The sequence below is a fragment of the Serratia sp. BNK-4 genome, from assembly GCF_048685115.1.
Lineage (GTDB): Bacteria > Pseudomonadota > Gammaproteobacteria > Enterobacterales > Enterobacteriaceae > Serratia > Serratia bockelmannii.
The window spans coordinates 4,525,640-4,545,608 of sequence record NZ_JBLQTM010000001.1 but is presented as its reverse complement, the minus strand read 5'-3'; the positions used below and the strand labels follow the sequence as shown (position 1 = coordinate 4,545,608).

16 protein-coding genes and 1 pseudogene are annotated in these 19,969 nt (G+C 60.0%); 11 read left to right on the top strand and 6 right to left on the bottom strand.

Annotation, left to right across the window (positions count from 1 at the left end; genetic code table 11):
- The first annotated feature begins 740 nt into the window (after nt 1-740).
- The 5 genes from ACMGGW_RS21625 to fetB all read left to right on the top strand — a co-directional run bounded on the left by ACMGGW_RS21625 (nt 741) and on the right by fetB (nt 4,220).
- Nucleotides 741-1,115 (top strand): hypothetical protein, encoded by a 375-nt coding sequence (locus tag ACMGGW_RS21625; RefSeq protein ID WP_373275267.1) that lies wholly within the window; start codon nt 741-743, stop codon nt 1,113-1,115.
- 29 nt (nt 1,116-1,144) lie between these two features.
- A complete protein-coding gene (locus ACMGGW_RS21620) occupies nt 1,145-2,266 on the top strand; it encodes an FKBP-type peptidyl-prolyl cis-trans isomerase N-terminal domain-containing protein (RefSeq protein ID WP_235211372.1) in 1,122 nt (373 codons plus the stop codon).
- Nucleotides 2,267-2,303: 37 nt separating this feature from the next.
- The gene (locus ACMGGW_RS21615; protein ID WP_004930885.1) at nt 2,304-2,591 is read left to right on the top strand and encodes a FaeA/PapI family transcriptional regulator; all 288 of its coding nucleotides are present in this window, start codon (nt 2,304-2,306) and stop codon (nt 2,589-2,591) included.
- A gap of 191 nt (nt 2,592-2,782) precedes the next feature.
- Complete coding sequence (gene fetA / locus ACMGGW_RS21610) at nt 2,783-3,460, top strand: iron efflux ABC transporter ATP-binding subunit FetA (protein ID WP_004930881.1); 678 nt, start codon at nt 2,783-2,785, stop codon at nt 3,458-3,460.
- Entirely contained in the window at nt 3,447-4,220 is a 774-nt protein-coding gene (gene fetB / locus ACMGGW_RS21605; RefSeq protein ID WP_025304582.1) for an iron efflux ABC transporter permease subunit FetB, read from the top strand. Before fetA ends, fetB begins: the two co-directional genes overlap by 14 nt.
- A gap of 35 nt (nt 4,221-4,255) precedes the next feature.
- On the opposite strand, the gene ACMGGW_RS21600 is transcribed toward fetB, so the two are convergent.
- Together ACMGGW_RS21600 and ACMGGW_RS21595 are read right to left on the bottom strand one after the other, a co-directional pair.
- Nucleotides 4,256-5,092, bottom strand: a complete 837-nt coding sequence (locus tag ACMGGW_RS21600) for a TIM barrel protein (protein WP_197832486.1) — start codon at nt 5,090-5,092, stop codon at nt 4,256-4,258.
- A 31-nt stretch (nt 5,093-5,123) separates the two neighbouring features.
- On the bottom strand, nt 5,124-6,566 hold the full coding sequence (locus ACMGGW_RS21595; RefSeq protein WP_025304580.1) for a sugar porter family MFS transporter: 1,443 nt from the start codon (nt 6,564-6,566) through the stop codon (nt 5,124-5,126).
- Between the two features lie 556 nt (nt 6,567-7,122).
- Here ACMGGW_RS21595 and ACMGGW_RS21590 point away from each other — a divergent pair.
- Both ACMGGW_RS21590 and iolB read left to right on the top strand, forming a co-directional pair.
- On the top strand, nt 7,123-8,628 hold the full coding sequence (locus tag ACMGGW_RS21590; RefSeq protein WP_025304579.1) for a CoA-acylating methylmalonate-semialdehyde dehydrogenase: 1,506 nt from the start codon (nt 7,123-7,125) through the stop codon (nt 8,626-8,628).
- Between the two features lie 77 nt (nt 8,629-8,705).
- Nucleotides 8,706-9,527, top strand: coding sequence for a 5-deoxy-glucuronate isomerase (gene iolB, locus ACMGGW_RS21585; RefSeq protein WP_197832485.1), 822 nt, complete (start codon nt 8,706-8,708; stop codon nt 9,525-9,527).
- Nucleotides 9,528-9,565: 38 nt separating this feature from the next.
- Here the strand turns inward: iolB and ACMGGW_RS21580 are convergent, their stop codons facing one another.
- Nucleotides 9,566-10,402, bottom strand: coding sequence for a MurR/RpiR family transcriptional regulator (locus ACMGGW_RS21580; RefSeq protein ID WP_004930856.1), 837 nt, complete (start codon nt 10,400-10,402; stop codon nt 9,566-9,568).
- 203 nt (nt 10,403-10,605) lie between these two features.
- Complete coding sequence (locus ACMGGW_RS21575; RefSeq protein WP_025304577.1) at nt 10,606-12,537, bottom strand: bifunctional 5-dehydro-2-deoxygluconokinase/5-dehydro-2-deoxyphosphogluconate aldolase; 1,932 nt, start codon at nt 12,535-12,537, stop codon at nt 10,606-10,608.
- A 545-nt stretch (nt 12,538-13,082) separates the two neighbouring features.
- Between ACMGGW_RS21575 and iolD the strand changes: the two genes are divergently transcribed.
- From iolD to iolE, 4 genes are read left to right on the top strand one after another with little or no spacing between them, the layout of a single operon-like run.
- Nucleotides 13,083-15,023 carry a 3D-(3,5/4)-trihydroxycyclohexane-1,2-dione acylhydrolase (decyclizing) gene (iolD, locus tag ACMGGW_RS21570; RefSeq protein ID WP_025304576.1) on the top strand — a complete coding sequence of 647 codons (1,941 nt, stop codon included), beginning with the start codon at nt 13,083-13,085 and terminating at the stop codon, nt 15,021-15,023.
- Nucleotides 15,024-15,064: 41 nt separating this feature from the next.
- Nucleotides 15,065-16,087 carry a Gfo/Idh/MocA family protein gene (locus ACMGGW_RS21565; protein WP_043138991.1) on the top strand — a complete coding sequence of 341 codons (1,023 nt, stop codon included), beginning with the start codon at nt 15,065-15,067 and terminating at the stop codon, nt 16,085-16,087.
- A 31-nt stretch (nt 16,088-16,118) separates the two neighbouring features.
- Entirely contained in the window at nt 16,119-17,003 is an 885-nt protein-coding gene (locus ACMGGW_RS21560) for a sugar phosphate isomerase/epimerase family protein (RefSeq protein WP_049205585.1), read from the top strand.
- Nucleotides 17,004-17,062: 59 nt separating this feature from the next.
- The gene (gene iolE / locus ACMGGW_RS21555) at nt 17,063-17,959 is read left to right on the top strand and encodes a myo-inosose-2 dehydratase (RefSeq protein WP_019455194.1); all 897 of its coding nucleotides are present in this window, start codon (nt 17,063-17,065) and stop codon (nt 17,957-17,959) included.
- A gap of 61 nt (nt 17,960-18,020) precedes the next feature.
- Here iolE and ACMGGW_RS21550 read toward each other — a convergent pair.
- Both ACMGGW_RS21550 and ACMGGW_RS21545 read right to left on the bottom strand, forming a co-directional pair.
- Nucleotides 18,021-19,202: pseudogene (locus ACMGGW_RS21550) on the bottom strand (P1 family peptidase).
- Complete coding sequence (locus ACMGGW_RS21545) at nt 19,195-19,710, bottom strand: GNAT family N-acetyltransferase (RefSeq protein WP_049209126.1); 516 nt, start codon at nt 19,708-19,710, stop codon at nt 19,195-19,197. The pseudogene ACMGGW_RS21550 and the gene ACMGGW_RS21545 overlap by 8 nt, the downstream one beginning before the upstream one ends.
- Between the last annotated feature and the right edge of the window lie 259 nt (nt 19,711-19,969).

Below are 19,969 nucleotides of genomic sequence, written 5' to 3'. Positions count from 1 at the left end.
CGCGGCGGCGGCAACGCCATGTCGCCGTCCGTGCGGTTGGAGCCAGATCCTTTTGCTCTGGGCAATACGCCGACATCCGTTATTTATGAGAAATAACGAGATTTGGAAAATCGACAATGGATTTTCTGGTAAATAAAATACGAGTTTTACGTGTGGCGTGTTGCTGGGAATATTCTTGCAAATAATAGTATTGCTTGGAAATAGATTTTATTAAATTAAGTCAAATTCAGAATATAAAACCAAAAGGAAAAAGAAACATATTTGCTTTAAAATCAATAGATCGTATACAAATATTATCCAGTATAAATCACTATATAAATAACGATATGCGAGATATTAGATCGGGGGAAATAGGGTGATACCTACAATTCACAATATTGTTTTGCTAATATCGCCCTTAGGCAGCAGATGATGCATTTCCCTTTAGAAACAAAATATAAAACATAATTCATTGTTTTTATTGTTGTTTCATGGTTTTTTGTTCACGAGAGATTGGGTTTATTATTCGCGTTTAGTTCGCGTTTAAGTCTAATTTATTAACAATTAAATAACAATTACACCGGTAGTGAATTATCCTATCGCATTGCGGTATAGGGATTTTTCACCGCCTAACCCATTTTGATTAATCAAATTAAGGCATGTGCTGCTGCCGTTCGCCACATAATGATGACCTAAGTGACAATTAAAGGATTATAAACGGAATGATAACGATGATTAATGCTTGCAGCGGGCGCCGCTGGATGGGTTTGGCTATATTTCTGCTGTCTTTTATGGCGCTTTCTGGCTGTGCGGGCGGGAGCAAGACAAAACTGAATTCCGTGAAAAAAATCTCACAGAATAATCCTAATGATAAATCCGATGAGCAACGCATCGCACTTTGTCAGCAACGGGTTAATTCATTAAAGAATATTAATCCGCAAAGTTACCAAAAACGCATCGCCTATTTTAACGGCCTTCTTTCCAACGCCTCCGGATATGCCGGGGTACGCGGCAACGTGGATGAGAGTACCCGTAAAGCGATAGATGCTCTTTATCAATATAAAACCGAGAAATTCTGCGCCGACGTCGAGCATGAGCTGATGTCCGATCTGTCCAGCCGGGTTGAGAATCTGTAGCCATGAAGCGATGCGCGCAGGGATGGGCGATGGTTCTTTTGCTGTTAGCGGCGAGCGGGGCCGCTTGCGCCGCCGATGACGGCATTCCCGCGCTGTTGAAGTTTGCCGAACAACGGCAGGCACCACCGGCCGCGCCCAGGGAAGAAACCGTGCGTAAATCGGCGCCCGCACCGGTCACCAAACCGGCCACCAAACCGGCCGCCATCGTCGGGGCAGACAGCGTTCGTTTAACGTCGCTGAAGCAGTCTTTGCAACAACAGGCGGAGAAAATCCGTCAGTTGGAGCGGCAGTTGGCGGCGGCTCAGGCCGCGGCGGCGGCGAAACGGGAGCGGGTCGTCGTCGATATTCGGCCGCTGGCCGATGCCCTGAAGGGATTGCGGCAAGCCGTTGCGCCGGTGCCAGAGGTGGGCGCATTGGCCGCTTCGCTCACGCGGGCCGAACAGCGCAGCGCAAGTTTGGCGGCGCAACTGGCACAGCAGCAGCAGCGGGTAGAGACCTTGCTGGCCGAACGGCAGCAGGCGGCCAAGCCACCCGTGCTGGCCAGTGAGGCGGACAAGCTGGCATATGCCGCCGGCGTGTCGCTCGGGCGCGACATTCTGCATCTGCAGCAGGAGAACCGGCGCGCGGGGCTGGAGGCGGAGAGTCCGCTGTTGTTGGCGGGCATCGCCGATACCCTGGCCGGGCGGTTGCGGCTGGATGAGGCCGCCATCGACAGCGCGCTGCGCACGGCGCATCAGCGCTTGCAGCAGGCGCAGCAGACGCAGGCTCCGCCTCTGGACGGTAAAGACTATCTGGCCGCTTTTACCCGTCAGGAGGGCGTCAAGCAGGATGCGCTCGGTTTCTACTACCGGGTGGACTATGCCGGCAGCGGGGCGATCGGCGCCGACGATCGGGTAGATATCGTGGTGCGCGAAAGCCTGACCGACGGGCGGGTGGTCAAAGACATGGAGCTGGCGGGGACGGTGATCTCGCAGCCGTTGACGCGCTATCCGCCGCTGTTTCGCGCCGCTATCGAGAAGCTGCAGCGCCACGGCTCGATCACGCTGGTGGTGCCGCCGGCGCTGGCGTACGGCAAACAGGGCAGCCCGCCGGCGATCCCCCCGAATGCCACCATGATTTACACCCTGCGCATCGCTGACGTGCAGCCGTGAGCGGGGTGCTCAGCAGTAACCACTCAGGAGGAATGCTATGGCCAAGGCGCCGAAAACGTTTGAAAGCAGAAAATCGCTGATGCTGAATGTGTTGCAAGGGTTGTGCAGGGAGCGTGTGGAAGGATCCGGGGGCCATCATCCCCCGCCGGAACAGTGGCCGAAGACGCGCGAGCTGGCGGATAAATGCGGCGAAAATATTTATACCACCCGCACCCTGCTGCTGGCGCTGGAAAAGGAGGGCAAGGTTCACTGCACCCACCGCAGCATCAACAATTCTCTCCGTTGGTACAGCTGCGACGAACAGGCAGCGATAAAAAAAGAGTGATTCGACCCTGGTGGTCGCTTTTGACTATTCCCACAGCTAATCATTAATTAAATTTATCATTTGACGGGGCGTTTCGCTCCGTCAATCCTCCCTCTTCGTTCACTGCCATCCGCACAGCCATTGCTAAGATGTTTTTTGCGGCCATATACTTATCGCTCAGACGGGAACAGGTGTAGGGAGCCGGCATCGTAATGAAGGAAAAGAAAGACATACTGAGATTGGATGATATTCATTATCAAATAGACAGCCAGGTGATCCTGGATTCCGTCTCTTTCACGCTGGGTGAAGGCGAGTTCAAACTGATCACCGGGCCTTCCGGCTGCGGGAAAAGCACCCTGCTGAAAATCATCTCTTCCTTAATGGATCCGACCAGCGGAAAGCTCTATTTCGACGGCCAGGCGATCGACGAGATGTCGCCGGAGGCGTATCGCAAGCAGGTCTCTTACTGCTTCCAGACGCCGTCACTGTTCGGCAATACGGTTTACGACAATCTGGCGCTGCCTTACCAGATCCGCCAGGAACCGCCAGCCGAGCGAAAAATGAAGGCCGATCTGGCGCGTTTCGGGCTGCCAGAGGCGATGCTGACCAAAAGCATCAATGAACTGTCCGGCGGGGAGAAGCAGCGCGTGTCCCTGATCCGCAACCTGCAGTTTATGCCGCGGGTGCTGTTGCTCGATGAGATCACCAGCGCGTTGGACGAGGAAAATAAGCGCAACGTCAACGAAATAGTGCATCAACTGGTGGCGGAACACCGGCTGGCGGTGCTGTGGGTGACGCACGATACCGAAGAGATAGCGCATGCGGACGAGGTGATCACCCTGCGCGCGCATGGCGCCGAGCAACAGGAGCAACAGCATGAATCAGCATAACATCACCAACGAATCCTTGGGCTTGTCGATGGTGCTGGTGGTGGTCGCCATCCTGATCAGCCACCGGGAAAAACTGGCGCTGGAAAAGGACATTATCTGGAGCATCTGCCGCGCGGTGGTGCAGCTGATCATCGTCGGCTACGTGCTGAAGTATATTTTCGACCTGGATAACGCCGTTCTCACCGTGTTGATGGTGCTGTTCATCTGCTTTAACGCGGCCTACAACGCCAAGAAACGCAGCAAGTACATCGAACACGCGTTCGTGACGTCGTTTATCGCCATTACCACCGGCGCGGTGCTGACGCTGGCGGTGCTGGTATTGACCGGCTCCATCGAATTTACGCCGATGCAGGTGATCCCCATCTCCGGGATGATCGCCGGTAACGCCATGGTGGCGGTGGGGCTGTGCTACACCAACCTCGGCCAGCGTTTCAAAGGCGAGCAGCAGAAGATTCAGGAGATGCTCAGCCTGGGGGCTACGCCCAAGTTCGCGTCGGCGGCGCTGATCCGCGACAGCATCCGCGCTTCGCTGATCCCGACCGTGGACTCGGCGAAAACCGTTGGGCTGGTCAGCTTGCCGGGCATGATGTCCGGGCTGATCTTTGCCGGTATCGATCCGGTGAAAGCGATCAAATACCAGATTATGGTGACCTTCATGCTGCTTTCTACTGCCAGCCTGTCAACCATCATCGCCTGCTATTTGGCCTACCGTAAGTTTTACAACGAGCGCCACCAGCTGGTGGTCGGCAACCTGAAGTAACGCTATGAAAAACGGCCTCCGCGGAGGCCGTTTTTTTACCCTTGCAGCAGGGCGATGCTCTGGCGGATTTCCCGTTCGATATCCGCCTCGCTCCAGCCGTCCAGTTGTGAAGAGAAGGGCTCGAAGGCATAGACGCCGGTGTAGCCCAGGCGTTCGAGGTTCTGTACCTGGCGGCGGCTCTCTAGCCGATCGCCCTCGCTCAGCATAATGCGCTCTTCGTCGCTCAACGTGCCTTTATCCCGCCCGTCCTCCACGCCGGACAGATGCACCAGGCCGATCTGCGCCACCTGGATCTGCGCGTCGAAGTCGGCTTGCGTCACGCCGCTCAGATAGTGGTGGAACGTATCGAGCACGATACGGTACGGCGCGCCCGAGTCGCGGATGAGCGCCTGGGTCAGCAGCGACGATCGCAACGAGCTGATGCCGAAGCCCAACGGTTCGACGTATCCCTGTACGCCATAGCGCGCAAACAGCGGCGCCAGCAGCCGCAGCGCGGTAAGGGTGTCATCGCGTTTTTGCTGCTCGCTGCGCCTGTCGTCGGCGCTGCAGTGCGGGCACAGCACCAGCGCCCGGCTGTGGATGGCCTGCGCCTGCGCCAGCAACGCTTCGGCGCGCTGCTGCAGCGCCGCCGGGTCATCCATCAGATTGAACATGCCGAGGGCGTTGATCGTGACGATTTCAATGCCGTATTGCGCGGCGAGCGCGTTGAGCTGCGCGTCGCTCAGATCGTCGGTCACCTTGCCGCTGGGCATGTCGTTGCGCAGCTCAACTTTGCTGAGCCCGCAGCGTTTCACCAGGCGGAAAAAATGGTCCAGATTGAGATTCGGCGCGATCTTGCGGTTAATGCAGAAGCGGTCCAGCGCAATGTTCATGGGCATGACTCCAGCGGTCAGGGTTGAGAGATCAGGATTTGCCGTTTTCCAGCGGCAGCGGCTTGCCGTCGGGCAGGGATTGGCGGTGGCGTTTGGCCATCACCACCTGCTCCATTTTTTCCAGTGAGACGCCTTTGGTTTCCGGAATATAGCGGCCGATAAACCAGTAGCTGAACAGACAGCAGGCGGCGAAGATCCACATCGGGAAGGCGCCGTGGAAATGCGAGAACAGGTAAGGGTGGTCGTTGATCATCGGGAACGACTGCGACACCGCGAAGTTGGCGACCCACATGCAGCCGACGGCGATGCTCATCCCCTGCGCGCGCATGCGGTTCGGGAAGATTTCCGACACCAGCACCCAGGCGCCGACGCCCCAGGACAGCGCATAGAACACCATGAAGAACAGCATGCCGAACAGCGCGAAATAGCCGGTGGCCTGGGTGTAGAGCGCGTACGAGGTGAGCAGCAGGCCGGCGATGGCGCCCAGCGTGCCGTAACGCATCAGCGGAATGCGGCCCATGCGATCCATCAGCATGGCGCCGATGACCGAACCGACCAGCTGCAGCACGCCGATCCAGATGGTCTGGAACAGCGCTTCCTGCGCGTTTTCGGTGACGGTTTTCAGCACTACGGGCGCGTAGTACATCATCACGTTGACGCCGGTGACCTGCTGTAACATGGCGATCATGCAGCCGACGAACAGGATAAACCGCACCCGCACATCGCCGTAGTTCAGCTTCCGGTGCTGCTGCTGTTGATCCTGCTGCAGCGAGTCTTTGATTTCTTTCAGCAGATTCTGCGCGTGGGCGGCGTTGGAGACCTTGGTCAACATCGCCAGCGCCTGATCGTCGCGGCCCATCATCACGTTCCAGCGCGGCGATTCAGGAATGACGAACACCAGGATGCAGAACAGAATGCAGGGGATCACGCCCGAGGCGAACATCCAGCGCCAGCCCATTTCCACCAGCCAGGCTTCGCTGGCGATGCTGGCGATTTTGAAGTTGACGTAGAAAATCACGATCTGGCCAAAGACGATGGCGAATTGCTGCATGCTGAGCGCCCGCCCGCGCATGTCTTTCGGCGACACCTCCGACATGTACATCGGCGACACGGTGGCGGCAATGCCGACCGCCAGCCCGCCGATGATGCGGTAGATGACGAACCAGGTGAAGGTCGGGGCCAATGCGGCGCCGACGGCGGACACGGTGAACAGCAGCGCCGCCAGCATCAGCGCCTTTTTGCGGCCCCAGCGCGCCGCCAGCGGCCCGGCGGCGAAGGCGCCGACCACGCAGCCGATCACCACGTTGGAGACGGCCCAACCGGTTTCGGCCGGGCTGAGATCGAAATAGGTTTTCAACGCTTCGATCGCGCCGGAGATCACGGCGGTATCGTAGCCGAACAGAATGCCGCCCAGGGCGGCGATGCCGCAAATTCGCAATATGTAGCCGGTATTGTGCTTACGCTGATATGACATGTGTTGCTCCGATTTTTATCCTGGCTTCCGTCCGCACGGTCGGGGTGTCGGGAAGAGGGCGAGCGGAAGGGTGTGAACCGTGCCTGTCATCAAGGCGATGTCGTCGATAAATGCTGGAACAAACAAGAACATTTATTTCATAATTAGTGAATAATGGAATATTGATTTTTAGATCCAGTTCAAAAAAAACCGTCACCTCTGCGCCAGGCGCCTTGGGCGTTCGGGGGCGGACGGTAACGGCGGCAGAGCAGGCTCAGTGCGGGTTTTCTGTAGCAAAGTCAGTGTGTATTAGCTCTGTTTTCTCCGCCGCTGTTGTGCTTTCCCTGGCACGGCAATGAAAGCGCCAATCCGATCGACACCGCAAAATTGCGACCTCACGCACTAAAAACAAATTTTTCAAAACAATTTATTTGAAACTTTTTTTTCAATGAAATAGAGTTTGCTGCATCCGGTCAGGATTTAGCCGGCTTGCCGACGGAGTTTGGCGAGCGGGACGATTAACGCCGCGCCGCCTGTGAGTGGCCTGGCGACAGCGGACTTGAAAAGAGGGCGTGACATGAAAACCGTGGGTAATTTTATTGACGGGCAGGTGTGCCTGAGCAGCAGCAATCAAACCATCGACGTGCACAACCCAGCCAGCGGGCAGGTTGAGCGGCGCGTCACGCAGAGCACCGCCGCCGAAGTCAAACAGGCCATCGACGTGGCGCATCGGGCGTTCGCCGACTGGTCGCGCACCACGCCGCTGCGCCGTGCGCGCATCATGTTCAATTTCAAGGCGCTGTTGGAACAACACCGCGACGAGCTGGCCGAGCTTATCGTCAGCGAGCACGGCAAAGTGTATTCGGATGCGCTGGGCGAACTGACGCGCGGCATGGAAGTGGTCGAATTCGCCTGCGGTATCCCGCATCTGATCAAGGGAGAGTATTCGCCGGACGTCGGCAGCGGCGTCGACAGCTTCTCGCTGATGCAGCCGCTGGGTGTGGTGGCGGGCATTACCCCGTTCAACTTCCCGGCGATGGTGCCGATGTGGATGTTCCCCATCGCACTGGCCTGCGGCAACACCTTTATCCTCAAGCCGCCGGCGCTGGTGCCTTCGGCCTCGGTGCGCCTGGCGGAGCTGCTGAAAGAAGCCGGCCTGCCGGACGGCGTGTTCAACGTGGTGCACTGCGCCAATGAAGATGCGGCGCAGCTGTGCACCGATCCGCGCATTCAGGCGGTGAGCTTCGTCGGTTCCTCCACCGTGGCGGAACATATCTATACCACTGCCAGCGCGCACGGCAAGCGGGTACAGGCCTTCGGCGCGGCGAAAAACCAGGCGATCGTCATGCCGGACGCCGATCTGGACGCCACGGTCAACGCGTTGATGGGTGGCGCGTTCGGCTCCGCCGGCGAGCGTTGCATGGCGCTGCCGATCGCCGTGGTGGTCGGTGACGATACCGCCGACAAACTGATCGCCAAACTGAAGCCGCTGATCGCGCAGCTGCGCGTCGGGCCGGGCTTGCAGCAGGGTGGCGAAGAGAATGAAATGGGGCCGCTGGTGTCGTCTGCCCACCAGAAAAAGGTGCTGGGCTACATCGATCTGGGCGTGGAAGAAGGCGCAACCCTGGTGGCCGACGGCCGCAATTATCAGGTGCCGGGCTACCCTGAAGGCTACTACGTCGGCGGCACGCTGTTCGACCATGTGAAGCCGAATATGCGCATCTACCGCGAAGAGATCTTCGGGCCAGTGCTGGGCATCGTGCGGGTGCCGGACTATCGCACCGCCATCGACACGGTCAACGGCCATGAGTTTGGCAACGGCAGCGCCATCTTTACCGGCAGCGGCCACTACGCGCGTCAGTTCGTGCAGGAAGTGCAGGCCGGGATGGTCGGCGTCAACGTGCCGGTGCCGGTGCCGATGGCGTTTCACAGCTTCGGCGGCTGGAAGCGCTCGGTGTTCGGCGCGTTGAACGTGCACGGCACCGACGGCGTGCGCTTCTACACGCGCATGAAAACCGCCACCGCACGCTGGCCGGCCGGGCAGCAGACGGTGTCCGAATTCAGCATGCCGACGCTGGGTTAAGCGCTGTCATATTCAGGCCAGGCCGTTGCTCCTTCGGGGCAGCGGCCTTTGCACGGGTCATTAACAGGAGAATCGAGATGTCTTCACTGCTTGCCAAATGTCAGACGCCGAATGCCGAGGGGTGTATTCAGCACGTGACGCCGGAAAATGCCGGTTGGCGCTATGTCGGCTTTGACGTTTACCGCCTGGCCGCCGGGCAGTCGCTGCAGCTTGAGTGCGGCGACCAGGAACTGTGCCTGGTGCTGGTTGCCGGTATCGCCTCCGTCGCCACGCTGCGCGCCGAATACCCGCATATCGGTAAACGCATGAGCCCGTTCGAACGTACGCCGCCTTACGCGGTGTATGTGCCGCACCACGATCGCATCGACGTGCGGGCAGAAACCGATCTGGAGCTGGCGGTGTGCAGCGCACCCGGCAGCGGCCACCTGCCTTCACGGCTGATTACGCCGGCGGATATCGGCGTGGAGCGGCGCGGCAAGGGGCGTAACCAGCGGTTGGTGCATAACATTCTGCCGGACAGTGAGCCGGCCGACAGTCTACTGGTGGTGGAGGTTTACACCGACGAGGGCAATACCAGCTCCTACCCGAGCCACAAGCACGATCAAGAAGACTCACCGCACGAAACCTATCTCGAAGAGACGTACTATCACCGCATACAGCCGGAGCAGGGGTTCTGCATGCAGCGCGTCTATACCGACGATCGCACGCTCGATGAGTGCATGCCGGTCTACAATCGTGACGTGGTGAAAGTGCCGCGCGGTTATCACCCGGTGGCGACCCTGGCGGGTTACGACAACTATTACCTCAACGTGATGGCCGGGCCGGTGCGGCAGTGGAAATTCACCTGGGAAAAAGACCACGCCTGGATTAACGGCGACGGCTATCCCGCCGCGCAATAAGCGCCTGAGGCCCGGCTTGCCGGGCTTTTTTGTCAGCCTTACTCGTCCCGGGCGTTATTCAGCGCCAGCGAGACCGCCAGCGTCTGCGCCAGGCACATCGAAGCCACCTGCGAGCGGAACCCGTCCACCTGCGCTTCGCGCACCACGAAACAGACGTCGCTGAAGGCGGCCAGCGGGCTGACCTGGCTGTCGGTGATGGCGATCTGCTGCGCGCCGCGCTTGGCGCCCAATTCCACCAGTTCCACCGCCTCGCGGGCGTATGGCGAATAGCTGATGGCGATCACCACGTCCTTCGGTTTCACCATGCTCAGCTGTTCGGTGAACATCCCGCCCAGGCCGTCGATCAGAAACGCGCGGCGCTCCAGATGGCGCAGCGCATAGGTGAGGTAGGAAGCGACGCTGAACGAGCGGCGCAGGCCGATCACGTAGATGTTTTCAGCGTTGTTGAGCAGCTCGACGGCGCGATCCAGCTGCTCGGGAGCGATCTGCATCGCCAGCTGCTGCAGCGCCTGCGCGTTGACCATGGTGAATACGTTGAGAATCTCCGCCGGCTTCTCTGGCGCGACGTTGTCGTCGGTGGAGGTTTGGCGGAACAGGCGCGCGCGCTCGGTATAGTTCACCGTCTCTTCCATCAGATGCTGACGGAACACCTGCTTCATTTCGTTGAAGCCGCTGAAACCGAAGGCGTTGGCGAAACGGATCAGGGTGGAAGGCGGCACGCTGGCCTGTGCGGCGATGGAGGCAACGGTATCGAAAGCGATGCTGTTACTGTTATCCAAAATATAGCGCGCCACCTGCTTCAAACGCTTGCTCAGCGTTTCATAACGGTGGCGGATCTCGTCCTGTAACAGCGAAAGTTGAGTTGGGTTGTTCATCCATTCGGCTCGCAGTGGGGTGAAGGCGCATTGGCCTGACGCCTGAAATATTGACAGGGTATTTTAACAGACGGAGCGGAAATTTCATTTCCTCAAAAAGCGATTTATTCGATCGCACATTGCGCGACTTCACAGAAAATGGGCAAAAAAATCCCCTTAAAGCGGCGAAATGGCCTTAAGGGGACGTGAACCTGCTCTCGCTGTCAGTGCGTGCCGCCCGCCTGTGGACGGTACTGGCGCCAGAAACCGATCAGCGTCAGGTATTTTTGTTTCACCTGCTCGATCAGGGCCGCGTCGTCGATTTCCCCCTGCAGCCAGCGGCGCGAAGGTTGGCCGAAAATAGTGCGGCCGACGGCGAAACCTTTCACCCAGCGCGCATCTGCGGCGGCGGCAAAGCCCGCCTTCAGCACCGCCTCTGGGGAATCGAGCCCCAGGATCAGCACGCCGCGGCAGTCGGGATCGTAGGCGTCGATCAGCGCGCCGACCTGCTGCCAGTTTTCCGCGCTCAGCGGCGGCAGTTTCCACCAGTCCGGCTGAATGCCCAACCGGTAGAAGTGTTCAATCATCTCCAGGTAATAGCGCTCGTCCTTGTCGGCGTTGCCGTCCGGCAGGATCACTTCCAGCAGCAGCTCATGGCCGGATTTGCAGCAGCCGCGGTAGACGTCGGCGATCAGCTCATCCTGTTCGCGGCGCAGTTCTGCCGCGTCGTGCGGATGATAAAACACCAGGCACTTCACCACGTGCTCCTGCGGCCAGTCGATCAATTGCGAACCGATGTTGCCGTGCTCCAGGCGCAGCGGGCGCGAGCTGGGCAGCTCCACCGGCCGGCCAATCCACCATCCCTGACCGGTGATTTCGTTCAGCGCCGCCTGCCCGTAGGTGGTGTCGGCCAGAATGCCGCTGTTGCCGTTGAGGCCGGCCTGCGCGGCAGCCTGTTGCGCCGCCGTTAACAGCAGGGTTTTCAGGCGCGGAATGCGTTCCTCGCTGACGCCGGCTTCGCGCGCCATGTCCGCCAGCTGCTTGCGGTGATCGAAGGCGAATACGCACAATTCCGGCCACTGTTGCTTGCGGGTGGTGACCCGGTGCAGGTGATTCAGGCGTGCGTCGCGGTCCGGGCGCGTGACCTGTTGTTCACGCTGCAGATAGTCATCCAGCTCCCGTTTGGTCGGCATGGCCGGGGCGCAGCCGTGACGCGAGACCACCAATGCGCCGCAGGCGTTGGCGTAGCGGCAGGCCTGATCCCAGCCCTCATCGTTCAGGTAGCCGCGCAGCAGGCCGGACATAAAGGCGTCGCCGGCTCCCAGCACGTTCAGCACCTCCACTCGCACACCAGCGTGCAGCTTCACCTGTTCCCAGTCGTCGGCGATGTCATCTTCGAACACCGAACAGCCCTGCGCGCCGCGCTTGCACACCAGCGTGGCCGCCGTGGCCCGGCGCACGTTTTTCAGCGCCGTCAGCGTGTCGGTGCTGCCGCCGGCGATATGAAATTCCTCTTCGGTGCCGACGATCAGATCGAAATGGTGCAGCACCTCTTGTAGCTCGCGCGTGACCTGATCCGATTCCACAAAGCGAGTTTCGCCGTCGCCCAGCGACGTCAACCCCCACAGCACCGGGCGGTAATCGATGTCCAGCGCGGTGCGCAGGCCGTGGCGGCGCGCGTATTCCAGCGCCTTCAGCACCGCGGCGCGGGTGTTCGGGTGCGACAGGTGCGTGCCGGTGATGGCCAGCGCGCGCGCGGAAGCAATGTAGGCCTCGTCGATGTCGTCGGGCGTCAGCGCCATGTCCGCGCAGTTTTCGCGGTAGAAGATCAGCGGGAAGGTTTCCTGATCCTTGATGCCGAGGATCACCAGGCCGGTTAACCGACGTTTGTCGGTGATCAGGCAGCGAGTATCGGCCCCGACGCGCTGCAGCTCTTCGCGCAGAAAGCGGCCCATGTGTTCATCGCCGACGCGCGCCAGCATGCCGGATTTCAACCCCTGAATGGCGGTGCCGTAGGCCACGTTGCCGGAAGATCCGCCGAGGTACTTGGCGAATGTGCCGGCGTCTTCCAGCCGCGCGCCGATCTGCTGAGCATAGAAATCGACGGCGATGCGCCCGAGACAAATGACATCAAGCTGTTTTTCTTGTGTAGCCATACCCGTTTCCTTCTGTTTAAGCAAAACTCCGGCGGCGGCCCGAGCGTGGCGCCCTGCAGGAAGCATGGGGATAGTATGGGGAATGAAAATTTCAATTTCAATATAGAATGAAATTTACACCCCGAAAATGTGATGCGTTTAAAACATCGACAGGAGAACGGGAAAAGCCGATGAAGCGGCCATAAGACGGCGACCGGGCGCGCGCAGAAAAGGGGATTAGATCAGGATAAAAGGCTGTCAGCCCGTGTGGTAACGGTTGTTATCGGCCGGTGCGCGGCGCGAAGCCAGTAAAGGCTGAATCACGAGATGAAACGGGCTTTTCATGTAATATGCGATCTTTATCGCAAAATGAAATGTTTCTTCTGTAATGTGATTTTATGAAAAATATATTTGTTTATAATCGCTTCACGTTTCAGGTTGTCGACTTCGTGAGCAGCGGGCATCGCCTGCTCAAGATAATAGCTGCCGCCGCGTAATACAAACACGGGATTGTCGGCTCGGCGCGAGCCCTTTCCGGGGCGGCCCTCAATCTAAAGGGTGAGTAAATGGGCAAGATCAGGCTAACCATGGCGCAGGCGCTCGTCAGATTTCTCGATAACCAGTATCTGCTGGCCGACGGGGTGGAAACCAAATTCGTCGCGGGTATTTTCGCGATTTTCGGCCACGGCAACGTGCTGGGGCTGGGGCAAGCGCTGGAACAGGATAGCGGCGATCTGCGGGTGCATCAGGGCCGCAACGAGCAGGGGATGGCCCATGCGGCGATCGGCTTCGCCAAACAAAAACTGCGCCGGCAGATCTACGCCTGCACTTCATCGGTCGGCCCCGGCGCCGCCAATATGATCACCGCCGCGGCCACCGCCACCGCCAACCGCATTCCTTTATTGCTGCTGCCGGGCGACGTTTACGCTTCCCGCCAGCCCGACCCGGTGCTGCAGCAAATCGAACAGTCTTACGATCTCAGCATCAGCACCAACGACGCGTTCCGCGCGGTGAGCAAATACTGGGACCGCATCGTGCGACCGGAACAGCTGATGAGCGCCTGCATCAATGCGATGCGCGTGTTGACCGATCCGGCGGAAACCGGCGCGGTGACGCTGTGTCTGCCGCAGGACGTGCAGGGGGAAGCCTACGACTACCCCGACTATTTCTTCCAAAAACGCGTGCACCGGCTCGATCGCCGTCCGGCGACCGACGGCATGTTGGCGGACGCGTTGGCGCTGCTGACGGCCAAACGCAAACCGCTGCTGGTGTGCGGCGGCGGCGTGAAATACTCGCAGGCCGGGCGGGCGCTGCGCGAATTCGCCGAGCGCTTCGGCATTCCGTTCGCCGAGACCCAGGCCGGCAAAGGCGCGGTGCCGAGTGACCATGAGTTCAACCTCGGCGGCATCGGCGAAACCGGCTGCCTGGCGGCCAACACGCTGGCCCGTCAGGCCGATCTGGTGATTGGCGTCGGCACCCGTTACACCGATTTCACCACCTCGTCTAAATGGCTGTTTCAACACCCGGACGTCAGCTTCCTCAATATCAACGTCAGCGCCTTCGACGCCGGCAAGCTCGACGGCGTGCAGGTGCTGGCGGACGCCCGCGAGGCCCTGAGCGAACTGGGCGCGCTGCTGACGCAAACCGAGTACCGCGCCGGCTGGGGCGACGCCATCGCCGCGGCGCGCGCTGCCCAGCATGAAGAGACCGAGCGGGTTTACGCGGTGGAATACAGCGGCGCAGGCTTTGTGCCAGAGATCGACGATCACCTCGATCGCGAGCGGGTGTTCGCCGAATTTATCGCTCAGACCGACTCGGCGATGACGCAAAGCCGGGTGCTGGGGGTGCTGAACCGCGAGCTCCCGCCGGACAGCGTGATCGTGGCCGCCGCCGGCAGCCTGCCGGGCGATCTGCAGCGGGTGTGGCACAACCGCGGCGAGCACGGTTATCACGTGGAATACGGCTACTCCTGCATGGGGTACGAGGTGAACGCCGCATTGGGGGTCAAGCTGGCCGAGCCGCAGCGTGAGGTGTACGCGATGGTGGGCGATGGCGCCTTCATGATGCTGCATTCCGAACTGGTCACCTCGATTCAGGAAGGTTGCAAGATCAACGTGGTGCTGTTCGACAACATGACCAACGGCTGCATCAACAACCTGCAGATGGAACACGGCATGGACAGCTACACCACCGAATTCCGCTTCCGCAATCCAGAGGGCGGCAAGCTCGACGGCAAACTGGTGCCGGTCGATTTCGCCATGCTGGCGGCGGCTTACGGCTGTAAAACCTATCGCGTCACCACCGAGCAGCAGCTGCTCGATGCGCTGGCCGACGCCCGCAGGCAGACCGTGTCCACGCTGCTGGACATCAAGGTGCTGCCGAAGACCATGGTGCACAAGTATCTCAGCTGGTGGCGCGTGGGCGGCGCTCAGGTGGCCGACAGCGAGAAAATCGTCGCAGTGGCGCGCAAGCTGCAGGAAAACATCGATAAGGCGCGCGATTACTGATTCGTTTTCGAACACAACACACTTTCCAGAGGGTAGCGAAAATGACATTGAACATTGGGGTTATCGGCACCGGCGCCATCGGCCGCGATCATATCCGTCGCTGCAGCAAAGTTTTGCAGGGCGCCCGCGTCGTGGCGGTGAACGACATCAATCGCGACAACGCCGCCAAGGTGGTGAGCGATCTGCAGCTGGATGCGCGGGTGTATGACAACGGCCACGATCTGATCAAGGCCGCCGACGTGCAGGCGGTGCTGGTCACCTCCTGGGGGCCAAGCCACGAAGAATTCGTGCTGGCGGCCATCGCCGCCGGCAAACCGGTGTTCTGCGAGAAGCCGCTGGCGGTGACCGCGCAGGGCTGCAAGAACATCGTCGATGCCGAAGCGAAGCACGGCAGGCGGTTGGTGCAGGTCGGCTTTATGCGCCCCTATGACCAGGGCTATCGCGCGCTGAAACAGGTGCTGACCAGCGGCCAGATCGGCGAACCGCTGATGTTGCACTGCGCGCACCGCAACCCGACGGTTGGCGAGGCCTACACCACCGATATGGCGATCACCGATACCCTGATCCACGAAATCGACGTGCTGCGCTGGCTGCTCGACGACGACTATGTGTCGGTGCAGGTGGTGTTCCCACGCAAGAGCCCGAAGGCGTTCCCGCATCTGAAAGATCCGCAGATTGTGTTGTTCGAAACCGCCAAAGGCACGCGCATCGACGTCGAAATTTTCGTCAACTGCCAGTACGGCTACGACATTCAGTGTGAAGTGGTGGGGGAAACCGGCATTGCCAAACTGCCGGAGCCGTCCTCGGTGCAGATGCGCAGCGGCGCCCGCCTGTCGACCGAAATCCTGACCGACTGGAAGGATCGCTTTATCGACGCCTATGACGTCGAGCTGCAGGGGTTCATCAACGACGTGGCCGCGGGCCAGTTGACCGGGCCTTCCGCCTGGGACGGCTACGCCGCCGCGGTGACCGCCGACGCCTGTGTGGCGGCCCAGCTCAGCGGTGAGATCGTACCGGTGACCCTGCCGGCGCGCCCGGCGTTTTACAACAAGCCATCGGCTTGAACCCCGTACCCACGATTGCAGAGGAGTGACCATGAAGATCGCTTTTGATGTCGACGTTATCCGGGATTTGGGCGTGACCAAAATGGTTCAGCAGGTGGCGGACTGGGGCTATAAATACATCGAGCAGTCGCCGCACCCGCAGATCAACCCGTTTTACAAGCATCCGAAGGCCAGCCGCGAAATCATGGCGGAGTATAAAAACGCCCTGAAAGCGACCGGCGTGGAGATCTCCTCATTTATCGTGGTGTATCGCTGGTCCGGGCCGGGCGAAGATCGCCGCCAGGCGGCAGTCAAAAACTGGCGACGGATGATCGAGATCGCGGTGGAAATGGGCGTGCAGGTGATCAACACCGAACTGGCCGGCAACCCCAACGAGCCGGAGATCTGCGAGGAGCTGTGGTATCGCTCGATGGAGGAGCTGCTGCCGATCATCGAGCGTGAAGGTATCCGTATGGAGATCCAGTCGCACCCGTGGGACTTCTGCGAGCTGAGTAACGAAACCGCCGATCTGGTGAAATCGCTGCGCAGCGACCACGTCAAATACCTCTACAGCGTGCCGCACACCTTCTACTACGACAAGGGGCAGGGCGATGTGGCCGGCATGTTGCAGTACGCCGGGGACGATCTTTCCCACGTGCTGATTGCCGACACCATGAATCACACCAAGCATTGCCGTTATATCGTCAATCCGCCGGGCGTTGACGCCGCGGTGCATCAGCACGTCGGCATCGGCGAAGGTGAGGTGAATTTCGACGCCCTGTTCCAGACGCTGCGCGACATGGAATTTGCCAACCGCAGCTTCAAGGCCGGCGGCGAATCGATCATCTGCACCTCGCTGTTCGGCTATCCGGAAAAGATGCCGAGCCAGGCGGTGGCGACCAGAGAGCGCATCGAAAGAGAGCTGTTGGGCAAATAATCTTATTTGGCTCGCCGGCGTCATTTGCACCGGCGGCCCTCCAAGGACCGAGGCAGACCATGAATAAAGACAACGTGAAATTGGCCATCGCGCCAATCGGCTGGACCAACGACGACATGCCCGATCTGGGCAAGGAAAACACCTTCCAGCAGTGCGTCAGCGAAATGGCGCTGGCCGGTTTCACCGGCAGCGAAGTGGGCAGCAAATACCCGCGCGATCCGGCGGTGCTGAAACCGATGCTGGATATTCGCGGCATTCAGATCTGCAACGCCTGGTTCAGCACCTTTTTCGCCGACGGCCAAAAAGACAAAACCATCGATGAATTTATCAACCACATGAATTTCCTGCATGCCATGGGCGCCAGGGTGATTGGCTGCTCCGAGCAGAGCAAGAGCATTCAGGGCACCACCAAAGGCGTGTTCGAAGAGAAGCCGTATTTCAGCGATGAAGAGTGGCAGCGCGTGGCCGACGGTTACAACGAGCTGGCTAAGATCGCCGCCGGCAAAGGCATGCAGGTGTGTCTGCACCACCACATGGGCACCGGCATTCAGACTACCGCCGAAATCGATCGCTACATGAGCATGGTCAACGACGACGTTTACCTGTTGTTCGATACCGGGCACGCCTACTATTCGGAAGGCAGCCAGCAGGCGATGATGGCGATCCTGGAGAAGTATCTGCCGCGCATCAACCACGTCCATCTGAAGGACGTGCGCGATGAGGTGGTGGCGGAAGTGAAGGCCAACAAGCTGAGCTTCCTCGATGGCGTGAAGAAGGGCACCTTCACCGTGCCGGGTGATGGCGTGATCGACTTCAGGCCGGTGTTCAAGCTGCTGGACGAGCGCGGTTACAAGGGATGGATGGTGGTGGAGGCCGAGCAGGATCCGGCGCTGGCCAACCCGTTCGAGTATGCGGTGAAAGCGCGCCGCTATATTCGGGAAACCGCCGGTATTTAAGCGGTAAGGGTGAATAAAGATCGAGGGGCGCTGCCAGCGCCCCTTTTTTGATGGCGGCGCGTTAGCCGCCGAGCGTTTGCCAGGTTGCGACCTGGCTGCCTGGCCATGGTGTAGCGGCATGCACGCCACGGGCGATCGCCCGAGCGAGGGTGTCCGCCGCCAGCGCGCCGATTTGCAGCACCGCCAGTTCGCGGCTGCCCTGTACCTCGCGCTGCCCGGTGGACAGGGCGAACACCACGTCGCCGTCAAACGGGCTGTGCAGCGGGCGAATAGCGCGCGCCATACCGTCTTGCGCCATGATGGCCACCCGTTTCAACTCCACTCGCGTCAGCGCCAGGTCGGTGGCGATGCAGGCCAGGGTGGTGTTCTTTCTGCCGCCCTGCGGCTATTGCACCATCCCGTCTTCACCCTGCGCATGCAGTTGCGCCAGCGCCGCCGCGCCGCCGTTGCCAAATTCACCGTTAATTTCATAAGGCGTCGCCCAGAAGGCGCGGGTGCCGGGTGCGACCACCGCACCCAAACTGTTGACCGCCACCAGCGCGCCGACGGTAGCGCCGTTGGTGGCCACGATCGACGCCGAACCGAGGCCGCCTTTCAGCTTGCCCATGCCGGTCATGGCGCCGTAGCCGGCCCCGACGGTGCCCAGCGGAAAGTCCAGGCCGGCCTTGCCGACCGCCTCGATGCCCAACTGGCGATACGGCGGCGTGAGCTGCCAGTTTTTGTCGCCGCCGTTGGCCAGATCGTACAGGCAGGCGGTGGGCACGATAGGGGAGACCGGCACGCCGGGTGCTGGGCGCAGCGCGTAGCCTTTACCCTGTTGCCCCAGCCAGGCTGCGACGCCATCCGCCGCCGCCAGACCGTAAACCGAACCGCCGCTGAACGTCAGCGCATCGATGGTCTGTACCAAATTGTCCTCACCGAGCGCGTCGGTTTCCCGGGTGGCGGGGCCGCCGCCGCGCACGTCCACGGCGGCAATCGCCGGGCTGTCCGGCAGGATCACCGTCGCGCCGGTGCGCACTCGGCTGTCCTGCGCCACGCCGACCTTCAGGCCGGGCACATCGGTAATCAGGTTGCGGGAGCCTGGACGCCCGGCGGCGGAAGTTGGCATAGCGGCACCTAATGGGGTGAGAGGAGAGAATATGCCGACGGCGGCGGTCAGGCCGGCCAGCGCGTGTAAAAAGGTTCGGCGGTTGATATGCAGGGGCCGGCACAGCGGCCCCTGCGGGTGGGGAATATTACGCATCGCCGTGCGGCTGCCCGGAACGCAAACGCGCCATATGGTAGGCGTCGACCAGCACGCCATCGCGCATGGCATAGCCGCGGCTGGTGCCCTCTATCTCGAAGCCGAACTTGCGGTATAGCGCGATGGCGGCCGGGTTGTCGGTGAACACCGTCAGTTCGATGCGCTCGATGGCGGCCCAGTTGTCGCACAGGTCGATCATCGCCCGCATCAGGCGGCTGCCGACGCCTTTGCCGTGGTAGCGCGGATCGACGCCGATGCCGAAGGTGGCGACGTGGCGGCGGCGAACGCGCTGATTCAGCATCACAACCAACTGGCCGGCAAGCTGCCCGTCGATGATGGCCGCCAGGTTATGCGTGCCCGGTTCGGGATTGGCGAGTCGCTTCTGCCAGGACTCGACGGACGGTAGCGGGAGCTGCAGCGTATCGCGGTAGACGGGCGTCTGCGAATAAAGATGATGCAGGGCTTGCGCATCCGTTGTTTCCACGTGGCGTATCACGATCTCGCTCATGTCGCTGCTCCTTTTGCTTACCGGTTGAATAACCTCTGAATTTATCCGTTTACTGCCTTGAGTCAATATTATTTCAACGGGTCAAAAAAAACGCTTTACAGGTGCGAATGATAATGATTATTATTGCGATGCGTTCCGGGGAGGGCATCAACCCTTGATACTCTCGCTGCGAAGGCACGACATTGCTCACATTGCTTCCAGTGTTTACTTAGCCAGCTCGGGTGCTGGCTTTTTTTTTGCCCTTTTTTCAGCCGTTTCC